A 12977-nucleotide genomic window follows, 5' to 3' on the forward strand; every position below is an offset into this window, starting at 1 on the left:
AACCAGCGAACATGACGATCACACTGACGGTCTTCGACCGGTCGCCGGATGGCGGGCGCGGCCTTGCCCGGGACACACGCGTCCGATGGGCATTGGAGGAAGTCGGCCAGCCATATGAAGTCAGGCCCGTCACCTTCGAGGACATGAAACAGCCGGACCATCTGGACCGGAACCCATTCGGCCAGATCCCAACTTATGAAGAGGACGGCCTCGTCCTCTTTGAATCCGGTTCCATCCTGCTTCATATTGCCGGGAAGGCGCCCGGCCTGTTGCCGGAAGACCCGCAAGCCCGGGCACGGGCCATTACGTGGGTGTTCGCGGCCGTGAATACGGTTGAGCCGCCGATCCTGGAACTCCAGAACGCCAAGCTGATCGAAGGCGACAAGCCCTGGGCAGGTGACCGACTGCCGATGGTTCTGGACCGTATCCGCAAGCGGCTGCGGGAGTTGTCCGTCCACCTCGAGGATGCCGACTGGCTGGATGGTCCGTTCAGCGCCGGCGACCTGATGATGGTCTCCGTGCTTCAGCGCCTGAAGCCTTCAGGCCTGCTGGACGAATATCCGAACCTTGCCGCCTATGTCGCGCGCGGTGAGGCGCGGCCCGCCTATCAGCGGGCCTTTGCCGATCAGTACGCGTTCAACAATCGCTGACCTTACGCCTTCGCTGAGACCTTTTTCTTTGCCTTCGGCTTGGTGCGGCCAAGCAGGAGGTGCTCGATCTCCTTCGGCACGACCATCAGCATGTCGTGGACGGACCGGTCCCAGTCGTCGAGGATTTCCTTGGCACGGACAGAGCCCGTGCGCCGGGCATGTTCCTCGATCAGGGCCTTGGCCTCGCCGATATGCTCGGTGGGCATTTCCGGCAGCGGATACCAGTCGATCGAGTCCGGGTTGGCGACCCGTTCGAACCGGTTGGTCGGATCCCAGATGAAGGCTGCCCCGCCCGTCATGCCGGCGCCGAAATTGTCGCCGATTGGCCCGAGGATCACGGCGCGGCCATTGGTCATGTACTCACAGCCATTCGCGCCGCAGCCTTCGACCACGGTCTTCGCGCCGGAGTTCCGGACCGCGAAGCGCACGCCCGCCGTGCCGGAGGCGAACAGCTTGCCGCTGGTCGCACCATAAAGGCAGGTATTGCCGATGATCGCATCGCCGGAAGCCGAGCGGCGGTCTTTCGGGCGCGGCGCCACGACAATGGTCGCGCCTGAGAGGCCCTTGCCGACATAATCATTGGCATCGCCGATGACTTCCAGCAGCAGGCCCTGTACCGAGAAGGCACCGAGCGACTGGCCGGCAGAGCCTTCGAGCCGGATATGCAGGCGGCCTTCCGGCAATGCATGCATGCCGAATTTCCGTGTGATGGCAGAGCTCGACCGCGTGCCGATGGCGCGCATCGTGTTCTGCACGTCATATTCCAGCTGCATCTTCTCGCTGCGCTCGAAGAAGGGCTCAGCGTCGCGCAGGATCTGGGCGTCCAGCGTATCCGGCACTTCCTCGCGGTGGGCCGGCTGGTAGACGATCGGCTTGTCGGTATCGACCTGAACCAGAAGCGGGTTGAGGTCGAGATCGTCGAGATGCGTTGCGCCGCGGCTGACCTGGGCCAGCAGGTCTGTGCGGCCGATGGCTTCGTCGAGAGACTTCAGGCCGAGCGAGGCGAGGATTTCGCGCACGTCTTCAGCGATGAAGCTCATCAGATTGACGACCTTCTCCGGCGTGCCGGTGAAGTGCGCGCGCAGGGCTTCGTCCTGCACGCAGACGCCGACCGGGCACGTATTCGAATGGCACTGGCGCACCATGATACAGCCCATGGCGACGAGTGAGGCCGTGCCGATGCCGTATTCCTCGGCGCCCAGCATGGCCGCGATGACAATGTCACGGCCCGTACGCAGGCCGCCATCGGTCCGCAGGGTGACCTTGTCGCGCAGATTGTTGAGCGACAGGATCTGGTGCGCTTCGGCAAGGCCCATTTCCCATGGCAGGCCGGCGAACTTCACCGAGGTCTGCGGGCTGGCGCCTGTGCCGCCGACACCGCCGGCGATCAGAATGATGTCCGCCTTGGCTTTCGCCACACCGGCGGCCACCGTGCCGACGCCGGACTGGGCGACCAGCTTCACGCAGACGCGGGCATCCGGGTTGATCTGCTTCAGGTCATATATCAGCTGGGCCAGGTCTTCGATGGAATAGATGTCGTGGTGCGGCGGCGGCGAGATCAATGTCACACCAGGCGTCGCATGGCGCAGGCGCGCGATAAACTCGGTCACCTTGAAGCCGGGCAGCTGGCCGCCTTCACCGGGCTTGGCGCCCTGGGCCACCTTGATCTCGATCTCGCGGCACTGGTTCAGATATTCCGCTGTCACACCGAAACGGCCCGACGCGATCTGCTTGACCGACGAGTTCATATTGTCGCCGTTCGGCAGCGGACGGTAACGGGCGCGGTCTTCGCCGCCCTCCCCCGAGACCGATTTCGCACCGATCCGGTTCATGGCGATGTTCAGCGTACCGTGAGCTTCGGGGCTGAGCGCGCCAAGCGACATGCCGGGCGTCACGAAGCGCTTGCGGATCTCGTTGATCGACTGCACCTGGCTGAGCGGCACCGGCGGCAGGCTGTGCTTGAAGTCCAGCAGATCACGCAGCTGGATCGGGCTGCGGGCCTCCAGCGCATCCGCAAATTTGCGGTACACCGAATAATCGCCCGTGTTGCAGGCCGTCTGCAGCATGTGGATCAGCTGGCCGTCGAGGGCGTGCGGCTCGTCATTGGCACGCAGACGGTAGAAGCCGCCAACGGGGAGCGAGATCACATCCTCGTCGAACGCCATCTCGTGACGCACCAGCGCATTCTCTTCCAGGCCCGCAAGGCCAAGACCGGAGATGCGACTGTTCATCCCGGGGAAATAGTCCGCCACCAGCGCGCGGGAGAGGCCGAGTGCCTCGAAATTGTACCCGCCGCGATAGGAGGAGATCACCGAAATGCCCATCTTGGACATGATCTTCAGCAGGCCCGCCTCGACAGCGGCCTTGTAATTGTGGACGCATTCCTCAAGCGAGACATCGCCATAAAGGCCGCGGCCATGGCGGTCGGCAATCGCATCCTGCGCGAGGTAGGCGTTGACGCAGGTCGCACCGACGCCGACGAGGACAGCGAAATAATGCGTGTCCAGACATTCGGCCGAACGCACGGTGATGGAACAGAAGGTCCTGAGGCCCTGTGCAACGAGATGCGAATGAACTGCGCCGGTAGCAAGGATCATCGGGATCGCAGTGCGCGTCGCAGACTGATACTGGTCTGTCAGCACGATATGCTCACGGCCTTCGCGCACCGCATCCTCAGCTTCCTGGCGGATCCGAGAAAGCGCTTCCTTCAGCGCACTGCCGTCATTGGTCACATCTTCTGCGGCGAACGTACAGTCGATCTCGGTGTAGGAAACGCCAAGACGCTCCAGCAGCCGCTCATACATGCCATTGGTCAGCACCGGGCTTTCCAGCACAAAGACTTCCTGTTGCGACTTGTCGGTGTCGAGCACATTGCCGAGGTTCTTGAACCGCGTCTTGAGGCTCATCACCCGCTCTTCGCGCAGCGGGTCAACCGGCGGGTTCGTCACCTGGCTGAAATTCTGCCGGAAGAAATGACTCATCGGACGGTAGTTGAAGGACAGCACGGCCGGAGCCGTATCGTCGCCCATGGAGCCGATGGCTTCCTTGCCGGACTCCACCATGGGCGACAGGATCAGCTCCAGCGTCTCCAGTGAATATCCTGCCGCTGTCTGACGGCGCAGCAGATCTTCCTTCGCGAACATGGCCGGCTCTTCACCGACGCTGATCTCCGGTTCCAGCTCGGTCACGGCCGACAGCCATTCCTCATAAGGCGCCTGAGCTGCGAGGTGGTCCACAATATCCTTGTGGTCGTAGAACTTGCCGGTTTTCAGGTCTGCCGCGATCATGCCGCCAGCCGGGATCGAGCCGCGTTTGGCAACTTCATGATCGCCCAGAGGGCACATGCCGGTTTCAGACCCGACCGCAAGAATGCCGTCCGTGGTCAGCGCATAGCGGAGCGGCCGCAGGCCATTGCGGTCAAGCCCTGCAATCGCCCAGCGGCCGTCATAGGCTGCGATGCCGGCCGGGCCGTCCCACGGCTCCATGACAGAATTGCAGTAATCGTACAGCGCTCTGTGCGCCAGCGGCATGACCGAGTCGCGCTTTGACCAGGCTTCCGGGATCAGCATGGCTTTTGCCATCGGTGCAGACCGGCCGGACTTGCAAAGCAGTTCCCACACCGAATCGAGCGCGCCGGAGTCCGACGTACCGTCCGGGATCACCGGCTTCACGTCTTCGACGTTCTCGCCATAGGTTTCCGAGACCATGCGGATCTCATGGCTCTTCATCCAGTTCTTGTTGCCGCGCACCGTGTTGATCTCGCCATTGTGGGCGATCATCCGGAATGGCTGGGCCAGTGCCCATTGCGGGAACGTGTTGGTGGAATAGCGCTGGTGATAGATCGCAAAGGCGGAGCTGAACTGCTCGCTCTGCAGGTCGAGGTAGAACTTGTCGATATCCTGCGCGAGGAACATGCCCTTGTAGATCAGCGAGGCATTGCTCAGCGAACAGATATAGAAGCTCGGGATCGCAGCTTCGCGCGCGCGCCGCTCGATGCGGCGGCGGCAGATGTAAAGCGCCCGTTCCAGTTCTTCGCTGGAGCGGCCCATCGCATCCCGGAACATGATCTGTTCGATCGCAGGGCGCGTGTCTTTTGCCTTCTGGCCGATGACGGAGACATCGATCGGCGGCTGGCGCCAGCCATAGATATAGAAGCCGAAGTGCAGCACTTCGGTTTCGACCAGCGTCCGCGCGGCTTCCTGAGCGGCGAAATCCGTACGCGGCAGAAAGATCTGGCCAACGCAGATCGGATCGTCCGTCGGCTTGTGGCCGGTGCGGGTGACATGCTCGCGGAAGAATTCCTGCGGCACTTCCACACGGATACCGGCGCCATCGCCCGTCTTGCCGTCGGCATCGACAGCGCCGCGGTGCCAGACATTCTTCAGGGCCTTGATGCCCATCTCGACAATCTCGCGGCGCGGCTTGCCATCCAGCGAAGCCACGAGGCCCACGCCGCAGGCATCATGCTCGTCCAGCGGGTTGTAGGCATTCGCCTCGATCAGACGCTGGCGGTTTTGTTCGTACTGTTTCACATAATCTGACATCTGATTACTCCGCCGCCACTTTCGCTGCGTCTGCATTCTGTTTCATGGCCTTGTGCATGGCCTCTGCGGCGTCCCGGCCATCCTTGATGCCCCAGACGACCAGCGAGGCACCGCGCACGATATCGCCGGCGGCATAGACGCCCGGCAGGCTGGTTTCCATGGTCGCATAGTCAACTTTGACCGCGCCCCAGCGATTCACCGAGAGCGCCGGCTCGTCGAACAGGGCCGGCAGGTCTTCAGGATCGAAGCCGAGGGCCTTTATGACCATGTCGGCCTTCACATTGAACGTCTCGCCGGTTTTCACCGGGCTCTGGCGGCCGGAAGCATCCGGTTCGCCGAGTTTCATTCGCGCGGCGCGCACGCCTTTGGCCTTGCCCTTGGTGTCGAGGATAGCCTCGGGACTGGCGAGCCACTCGAAATTGACCCCCTCTTCCTCGGCATTCTGCACTTCGCGCTGGCTGCCCGGCATGTTGGCCCGGTCGCGGCGATAGAGGCAGGTGACTTCCTTGGCGCCCTGACGGATCGCCGTGCGCACGCAGTCCATCGCCGTGTCGCCGCCACCGATGACGACGACGCGCTTGTCTTTCGCGTCCAGCGTGCCGACATCGAATTCCGGCACGGCATCGCCAAAACCCTTGCGGTTGGAAGCGGTCAGGTAATCCAGCGCGGCATGAACGCCATCGGCGCCGGAGCCCGGGCACTTCAGATCCTTCGCCGCATAAACCCCGGTCGCGATCAGCACCGTGTCGTGCGTGTCGCGCAGCTTCTGCAGCGTCACTTTCTTGCCGACGCGGGTGTTGAACTTGAACTTGATGCCGGAGTCTTCGAGCCGCTTGATCCGCCGCTCCACGACATCCTTTTCGAGCTTGAAGCCCGGGATGCCATAGGTCAGCAGGCCGCCGCCCCGGTCATACGCATCATAGATCGTCACCTGGTAGCCCTTGCGCCGCAGCTGTTCGGCCGCGGCCAGGCCTGCCGGGCCTGCACCGATGATCCCCGCCGACTGCTTGCGTTCACGTACCGGTTTGACAGGTCCCACCCAGCCTTCCGCCCACGCAGTGTCCGTAATGTATTTCTCGATCGAGCCGATCGTCACCGTGCCATGGCCGGACTGTTCGATCGTGCAGATGCCTTCGCACAGCCGGTCCTGCGGGCAGATGCGGCCGCAGATTTCCGGCATGTTGTTGGTCGAAGACGAAACCCGCCAGGCCTCTTCCAGCCGGCCCTCGGCCGCGAGGCGCAGCCAGTCCGGGATATTGTTCTGAAGCGGGCAGCCCTGCTGGCAGAAAGGCACGCCGCACTGCGAACAGCGGGATGCCTGCGCCTTGGCCGCATCCGCGCCGAAAGCGTCATAGATTTCCGCGAAATCCGTTGCCCGGTGTTTGGCCCCACGCTTGTCCGGCATGGTGCGCGGCACATGGATAAACTGCAGCATTCTTTCCGCCATACCGGCCTCCCGAACATTTGTACCGGGCATAGAACCAGAGCGCACCAGCGGCAAGATGAATCTGCAATATACAATATCATAATGATATTGATCGGCAAAAACAGCGCAGCGGGCGCCCTGCTCACCTTGTTGAGCATGATAGAAGCATATCACATTGATATTGTGAAAAGCACGTGCCTCTCTGGTCAAACCAAACTAGACCGTCTGTTGAAGCTCTGAAAGGCCAGTCCGTTGTCATTGCTACAGCTTGCCATTATCGCGACCCTTCAGGGAATCACCGAATGGCTGCCGATCTCCTCCTCCGGCCATGTCCTGCTTGCCTCCGACACGTTCGGCGTCACCGGCCGGGATGAGCTTCTGATCAATGCTGTCTCCAATCTCGGCACGCTTGCGGCCATGCTGATCTATTTCCGGAAAGATGTGGTCCTCGCCTTCCTTGGCGGGTTCGAGCTGCTGGCCGCGCCGGTCTCGAAGAAGCCGCTTTCCCAGGGCGGACGTCTCGCCGCCTGCGTGATCGTGGCGACTCCCATCGCCCTCATCGCTGCCCTGCTCTTCGAAGCCGTGGTGCCGCAAGGCCTTCAGGACATAACGCGCAGCGTCTACACGGTGGCCGGGGCGACCATCGTCTTCGGTGTCCTGCTCTGGTGGGCGGACCTCGCCGGCCCGCGCACCCGCAAGGAAGAGGACATGACCCTTGCCCACGCGGCGTTGATCGGCGCGACACAGGCCATCGCCGCGATCATCCCAGGCACCAGCCGTTCCGGCATCACCATGACAGCCGCCCGCGCGCTCGGTTATGAGCGGACGGAAGCGGCCCGGATTTCCATGTTGATTGGCGCGCCGATCCTCGCGGCCGCAGGCCTCTACGGGGCCTATGGCCTGTTTACCGCCGAGGCCGACAGCAGCGCCGTGCTGACCCTTCAGGACGGGCTGGTCGTCGCGGGTATCGCCTTCGTCACGGGGCTCGCCTCCATCTGGGGCCTGATGGCCGTGCTCAGACGGATGAGCTTCCTGCCCTTCGTGCTGTACAGATTCCTTCTGGGCGCCCTACTCTTGCTGGGCTCGCCACTGATCGGCCTGTTCTAGATCAGGCTTCGGAAGCCTTGTGGAACTCGCCATAGTCGCGGAAGCGCCACAGATAAGACGGCACGATCGCTTCCGGCGTTTCCGGCGTGGTTACACCGAGATCCGCCAGCGTCAGCGCATCGTCAGCCACGACATTGTCGGTTCTCAGCAGCTCAACCTGATCGCCTGTTACCGGCGGCTGGCCCAGGAAACCCCAGGAGAATGGCGGAATGTAGCGCCAGACGGCGCCGCACAGATAACCGATCGGCTTGGCTGCAAAGAAAGGCAGCGTGATCTTGAAGCGCGGACGCGAGATCGTCTTGCAGATGAAATCGTAGATCTCGTTCATCGTGTAAACGCGCGGACCGCCGAGTTCGTAGGTCTTCCCCTCGGTCGTTTCGTCATCGACCGCCACGGCGATCGCCTCGGCCACGTCACCGGCATAGACCGGCTGCATCTTCGTTTTCCCGCCGCCGATGGCAGGCATGACCGGGGCCACCCGGGCCATTTGGGCAAATTTGTTGAAGAATTCGTCTTCCGGTCCGAACACGACGGACGGGCGCAGAATGGCGGCAGTCGGGATCGCCTCGCGCACAGCGGCTTCGGCTTCAGCCTTGGTTTTGGCGTAGACCGACTTCGATTCTGCATCGGCGCCGATGGCCGAAACCTGCACAAACCGGGTGATGCCCTTCTCTGCTGCGACTTCAGCCAGCAGGGCGGCGCCCTCGGCCTGCGTCGATTCGAAAGTCTGCTTGCCCTTTTCGGTGAGGACGCCGACCAGGTTCACGACAGCGGTGGCATCTTCCAGTGCGCGCTCGATGGAGGCGCGGTCACGGATGTTGGCCTGCGCGATGTCGACCCAGCCCGGTGCCCCCGCGAGGCGGACATCGCCAGCCAGATTCACCCGGCGACAGGCGACGCGCACGCGCCAGCCCTTTTTCACCAGCTCCCGAGCCGCATAGCGCCCGATGAAGCCCGAACCGCCGAAAATGGTCACCAAGCCCTTGGTCATGTTGGTCAAACCCTGACTGAACAGTTGATTTGTCGCCTTTCACCACACGCCGCCGGGCCTGTCTATGGCCCCCGTACGGGGCACAGCAGCGCATGACCTGCTGCACATAATGGCGGCAGGTGCGCCGTCAGCCTTGATGGCTGGCGTTGAACCAGTCGGTGAAAGCGCCCTGCTCTTCCTTTGTCATGTGGAGGTAGAGCTTCGAGCGGCGGCGGAGGATGTCTTCGGCGCTCCGGGCAAACTCCTGATCGACAAGCCAGGCAACCTCGCGCTCTGTCAGACCGCCACCGAATTCGCGGCCGAGGTCTGCCAGCGTGTCTGCGCCGCTCAGCAGATCACGTGTGCGCGTGCCATAGGCCCGGGCAAGGCGCGTCAGCAATTCGACCGGCAGGTGCGGATGCGTCAGGACGAGGCCTGAGAGATAGGCCTCGAAATTTGCCGCTGGAATGTCGCCGCCCGGCAGCCTGGCATGGCGCGTCCAGGTCTTCGGCAAGCCCTCGAACAGCGGGGCGAGTTCGGCCACGGCTTCCTCTGCCAGTTCCCGGTAGGTCGTGATCTTGCCGCCGAAGACCGACAGGATCGGCGCCCCGCCTTCCGTCTCGTAGTGCAGCACAAAATCCCGCGTGACCTTCGAAGCAGAGGCCGCATGGTCGTCATAGAGCGGGCGCACGCCGGAATAGGTGGCGACGACGTCTGCCGGCGTGATGGCGCGCTGATAATATTCGCTGGCACCTGCGCAGAGATAGTCGATCTCTTCCTGGCTGATCTCGACCTTGTCCTTGTTGGCGGTGTACGGAATGTCCGTCGTGCCGATCAGCGTGAACTCGCCCCGTTCATAGGGAATCGCGAACATGATCCGTCCGTCGGCATTCTGGAAGAAATAGGCATGCTCACCCTCATGCCATTTGGGCACGATGATGTGGCTGCCTTTGACGAGACGGAGGTGCGTGGCGTCATCCTGCGGGTCGGCAAGGTCGATGATCTCGTCCACCCAACCGCCTGCTGCATTGACCACAGCCCTGAACTGGCGCGCCTCTGTCCCGTCCGCCGAAACGAGCGTGGCTTCCCAATATTCAGGGTGGCGGACCAGCTTCGTGCAAGCCGTACGCGTCAACACCTCTGCGCCGCGTTCTTTCGCATCCACCGCGTTCAGCACGACGAGGCGGGAATCCTCGACCCAGCAATCGGAATATTCGAACGCCAGCCGGAATTCCTCCTTGAGCGGATCCAGCTTGTCCGTCCTGCCCCGGCGCAGCGTAGACGTTGCTGGCAGCAGTTTCCGCCCGCCAAGATGGTCATAGATGAACAGGCCGAACCGGATCAGCCAGGCCGGGCGCTGGCCCTTGTCGTGCGGCAGGACGAACCGCATCGGCCAGATGATGTGCGGCGCGGCGCGCAGAAGGATCTCCCGCTCGATCAGCGCCTTTCGCACCAGCGCGAAATCATACATTTCGAGATAGCGCAGCCCGCCATGGATAAGCTTGGTGCTGGCAGACGATGTGTGCTGGGCGAGATCATCCTTCTCGACGAGCACGACATCCAGCCCGCGCCCGGCTGCATCGCGGGCAATGCCCGTGCCATTGATGCCCCCGCCGATGACAAGCAGGTCGTGCACGTAGGCCCCTACCCTTTCATCAGGCCGGCGGCCTTCAGCAGCTTGCCCGCCCGTAGCACACGCTGGAGCTTGTCTTCCGATGACCGGTCACCCTTGTTGGAGTCCGGGTGGAAGCGGCGGACATATTCGGCATAGCGCACGCGGATCTCGTTCGGCGAGGCATCGATCTCCAGGTCCAGTTCGCGCAAGGCCCTCGCCTGCAGACCGGACCGGCGGGCGCCGGACGTGGCATTGCCGGTTGCTTCGGCAACATCGTCCATGTCGAAGAAGCGGCGGCCGGCCCAGCGGCGCGGGTCGAACTGGTCGGCGCTTTTTTTGCCCGCCATCGGGCCGGTGCCGAATCGCCAGGTGCGCTTGTGGCCGAATCGCTCTGCCCGCGCGAAAGCGGCGGCTTCGGCCTGCGACATGCCTTCGAAGAAATTGAAGCTGCGATTGTATTCCGCGATGTGCTTGGCGCAGAAGTAATGACGCCCATTGCCCTTCGCACCGCGCTTCGGCGCCGGGTGGCTGCCTTCAAGGTCGCAGCCCTTATGATCGCACACGCGGGTCTTGCGCGCACGCGCACGCGAGACCTCGTCGGCGGGTGGGTTCACCCTTATATCGGTGAACTTGACACGGTAGGGGTATGGATCGCCATCGGACATGACCCGGGATAATAGGGAGTGCGCGTTAAAGATGCCACAACTGACTGACAGACTGTCGCGAATTCATGACCTCCTGACGGAAGCTTTTGAGCCTCTGGAGCTGGAAATCACCGACGACAGCGCGAAACATGCCGGTCATGCGGGCGCCCGGCCCGAGGGCGAGACCCATTACAGCGTGAGAATCACCTCCGCCGCTTTCGAAGGCCTGTCGCGCGTCCAGATACAACGCAGCGTGATGCTGGCCCTGCAGCAGGAATTCGACACCGGCCTGCACGCCCTCGCCCTCAAGGCCAGCGCACCAAAGGCGTGATTCTCAAAAATCTTCGGAACCCCTTTGCCTGCCTGAACGTATTCCCCTCAACACCGTCGAGGAGAACGGGTGATGGTAATCAGGGTGATCATGGCGGCTTTGGCCGCTGGCGGCAGCGTGGGCGCGGCGTCCGCTGAAGACATTCGCGCCGGATACGAGACGAAACCGGATGTTGGCCTGCTGTACGGGATACGCAACACGGCCTGCGCAAGCGGCAGCGACATCCTGTTCCTGCCAGTGTCCCACGATGTGCCCGCGAACGAGACGAGCTACGCCCTCGTGCCTGCCGACAATCTCAACGTCTTCAGCGCCCATGTCGTGACGCCCGATCAGCGCATCTGGCTGATCCGGCATGGCTGCCGCAGCCCGGCAGCGCGCCAGCAGGCCCTCATGAATGTCTCGACCGTGACGCCGGACTCAGGTGGGTTCGACTACTGAAATATTGAGGCCGGTCACCTGGTTGCGCTGGCGGCGCAGCACGTTGAACCGGTAGCCGTGGAACACGAAGCTCTGCCCGGCTTCCGGAATCGTCTGCGCTTCGTGGATCACGAGACCCGCCACCGTGACGGCTTCATCGTCCGGCAGGTTCCAGTTCATCGCCCGGTTCACATCGCGGATCGGCACCCAGCCATCGACATTGACCGAGCCGTCCTCCTGCGGGCGCACGCCCTGAACGGCGATATCGTGCTCGTCATGGATTGACCCAACGATCTCCTCGAGAATGTCTTCCAGCGTGATCAGGCCCTGCAGCTCGCCATACTCGTCGATGACGAGGGCGAAGTGGCTGCGCTCTTTCAGGAAGGCATCGAGCTGGTCCTGTACAGGTGTCGTCTCCGGCACGAACCAGGGTTTGCGCATGATGGAATCAAGATCGAGGCTGGCAAGGTTGCCGCCCAGCGGGATGATCGCGCGCAGCAGATCTTTCGCATGCAGGATGCCGACAATCTCTTCCTTCTCGCCGCGATAAAGCGGGATGCGCGTATGCGGGCTCGCCAGTGCCTTCATCACCATCTGGCGCGGATCGAGGTCGGCGCTCAGCATCTTGATGTTCTTGCGGTGGATCATGACGTCTTCGACGGTCAGTTCCTTCAGGTCCAGCGCACCGACGAGGCGCTGGCGGTCGGCATCGCCCACGCCGCCTTCCGAGGCGTGCAGGTCGATCGCGCCGCGAATCTCTTCATCCGCCGTGATCGCTTCAGCGGGCGTGCCGAGACCGACGAGTTTGAGCGTCACGGAAACAATCGCCTGGATCGCCGTCACGATCCATGAGGCAAGCGCCACGAGGACGGAGATGATCCCCGCCACACTCATGGCCATCGCATCCGGGCGGCCGATGGCATAGGTCTTCGGCATCACTTCGGCAAAGACGAGTACGAGGATCGTCATCACGCCGGTCGCCATGGCCATGGCCACGCCGCCCTGCCCGAAGAGCTGTGTGAACAGCGACGTCGCCAGCACCGAGGCGAGAATGTTCACGACATTGTTGCCGAGCAGGATGGAGCCGATCAGCCCTTCCCGGTTGGAGATCAGCCGGTTCACAGCAGCGGCGCGCTTGTCGCCTTCCTTCTCCAGCGCGTGCATGCGCGCCCGGGAGGCAGCCGTCAGCGCCGTCTCGGAGCCTGAGAAGAATCCTGAAAGCGCCAGCAATACGAAGATGGCGATGATATAGCCGGCGATCATGTCAGCCCGT

Annotated in this window: 10 protein-coding genes; 4 read left to right on the forward strand and 6 right to left on the reverse strand. The window is 62.8% G+C overall.

Annotated features, from left to right (window positions below):
• Positions 1 to 11: 11 nt before the first annotated feature.
• Complete coding sequence (locus R3C98_RS03615) at positions 12 to 650, forward strand: glutathione S-transferase family protein (protein ID WP_371312752.1); 639 nt, start codon at positions 12 to 14, stop codon at positions 648 to 650.
• 2 nt (positions 651 to 652) lie between these two features.
• On the opposite strand, the gene gltB is transcribed toward R3C98_RS03615, so the two are convergent.
• Positions 653 to 5194 carry a glutamate synthase large subunit gene (gltB, locus tag R3C98_RS03620; protein WP_371312753.1) on the reverse strand — a complete coding sequence of 1514 codons (4542 nt, stop codon included), beginning with the start codon at positions 5192 to 5194 and terminating at the stop codon, positions 653 to 655.
• Positions 5195 to 5198: 4 nt separating this feature from the next.
• A complete protein-coding gene (locus R3C98_RS03625; RefSeq protein WP_371312754.1) occupies positions 5199 to 6641 on the reverse strand; it encodes an NAD(P)-dependent oxidoreductase in 1443 nt (480 codons plus the stop codon).
• Positions 6642 to 6872: 231 nt separating this feature from the next.
• Between R3C98_RS03625 and R3C98_RS03630 the strand changes: the two genes are divergently transcribed.
• Positions 6873 to 7727 carry an undecaprenyl-diphosphate phosphatase gene (locus R3C98_RS03630; protein ID WP_371312755.1) on the forward strand — a complete coding sequence of 285 codons (855 nt, stop codon included), beginning with the start codon at positions 6873 to 6875 and terminating at the stop codon, positions 7725 to 7727.
• Between the two features lies 1 nt (position 7728).
• Here R3C98_RS03630 and R3C98_RS03635 read toward each other — a convergent pair whose 3' ends face one another.
• The 3 genes from R3C98_RS03635 to R3C98_RS03645 form a co-directional block, all read right to left on the reverse strand.
• Positions 7729 to 8718 carry a complex I NDUFA9 subunit family protein gene (locus tag R3C98_RS03635; RefSeq protein WP_371312757.1) on the reverse strand — a complete coding sequence of 330 codons (990 nt, stop codon included), beginning with the start codon at positions 8716 to 8718 and terminating at the stop codon, positions 7729 to 7731.
• Positions 8719 to 8845: 127 nt separating this feature from the next.
• Positions 8846 to 10333, reverse strand: a complete 1488-nt coding sequence (locus R3C98_RS03640; RefSeq protein WP_371312758.1) for a glycerol-3-phosphate dehydrogenase — start codon at positions 10331 to 10333, stop codon at positions 8846 to 8848.
• Positions 10334 to 10341: 8 nt separating this feature from the next.
• Positions 10342 to 10977, reverse strand: a complete 636-nt coding sequence (locus tag R3C98_RS03645; RefSeq protein ID WP_371312760.1) for a J domain-containing protein — start codon at positions 10975 to 10977, stop codon at positions 10342 to 10344.
• Positions 10978 to 11008: 31 nt separating this feature from the next.
• On the opposite strand from R3C98_RS03645, the gene R3C98_RS03650 reads away from it, so the two are divergent.
• The gene (locus R3C98_RS03650; RefSeq protein WP_371312761.1) at positions 11009 to 11287 is read left to right on the forward strand and encodes a BolA family protein; all 279 of its coding nucleotides are present in this window, start codon (positions 11009 to 11011) and stop codon (positions 11285 to 11287) included.
• Between the two features lie 72 nt (positions 11288 to 11359).
• On the forward strand, positions 11360 to 11725 hold the full coding sequence (locus R3C98_RS03655) for a hypothetical protein (protein ID WP_371312762.1): 366 nt from the start codon (positions 11360 to 11362) through the stop codon (positions 11723 to 11725).
• Here the strand turns inward: R3C98_RS03655 and R3C98_RS03660 are convergent.
• Positions 11705 to 12967, reverse strand: a complete 1263-nt coding sequence (locus R3C98_RS03660; RefSeq protein WP_371312763.1) for an HlyC/CorC family transporter — start codon at positions 12965 to 12967, stop codon at positions 11705 to 11707. The two genes, R3C98_RS03655 and R3C98_RS03660, sit on opposite strands and share 21 nt — an antisense overlap.
• Positions 12968 to 12977 lie beyond the last annotated feature (10 nt).

This window comes from Hyphomonas sp., from assembly GCF_041398465.1.
Taxonomy (GTDB): domain Bacteria; phylum Pseudomonadota; class Alphaproteobacteria; order Caulobacterales; family Hyphomonadaceae; genus Hyphomonas.

Bases quoted from the DNA above. Each gene is read 5' to 3' on its own strand.
- R3C98_RS03615 (WP_371312752.1), top strand. From the start codon at position 12: ATGACGATCACACTGACGGTCTTCGACCGGTCGCCGGATGGCGGGCGC.
- gltB (WP_371312753.1), bottom strand. From the start codon at position 5,194: ATGTCAGATTATGTGAAACAGTACGAACAAAACCGCCAGCGTCTGATC.
- R3C98_RS03625 (WP_371312754.1), bottom strand. From the start codon at position 6,641: ATGGCGGAAAGAATGCTGCAGTTTATCCATGTGCCGCGCACCATGCCG.
- R3C98_RS03635 (WP_371312757.1), bottom strand. From the start codon at position 8,718: ATGACCAAGGGCTTGGTGACCATTTTCGGCGGTTCGGGCTTCATCGGG.
- R3C98_RS03645 (WP_371312760.1), bottom strand. From the start codon at position 10,977: ATGTCCGATGGCGATCCATACCCCTACCGTGTCAAGTTCACCGATATA.
- R3C98_RS03650 (WP_371312761.1), top strand. From the start codon at position 11,009: ATGCCACAACTGACTGACAGACTGTCGCGAATTCATGACCTCCTGACG.
- R3C98_RS03655 (WP_371312762.1), top strand. From the start codon at position 11,360: ATGGTAATCAGGGTGATCATGGCGGCTTTGGCCGCTGGCGGCAGCGTG.
- R3C98_RS03660 (WP_371312763.1), bottom strand. From the start codon at position 12,967: ATGATCGCCGGCTATATCATCGCCATCTTCGTATTGCTGGCGCTTTCA.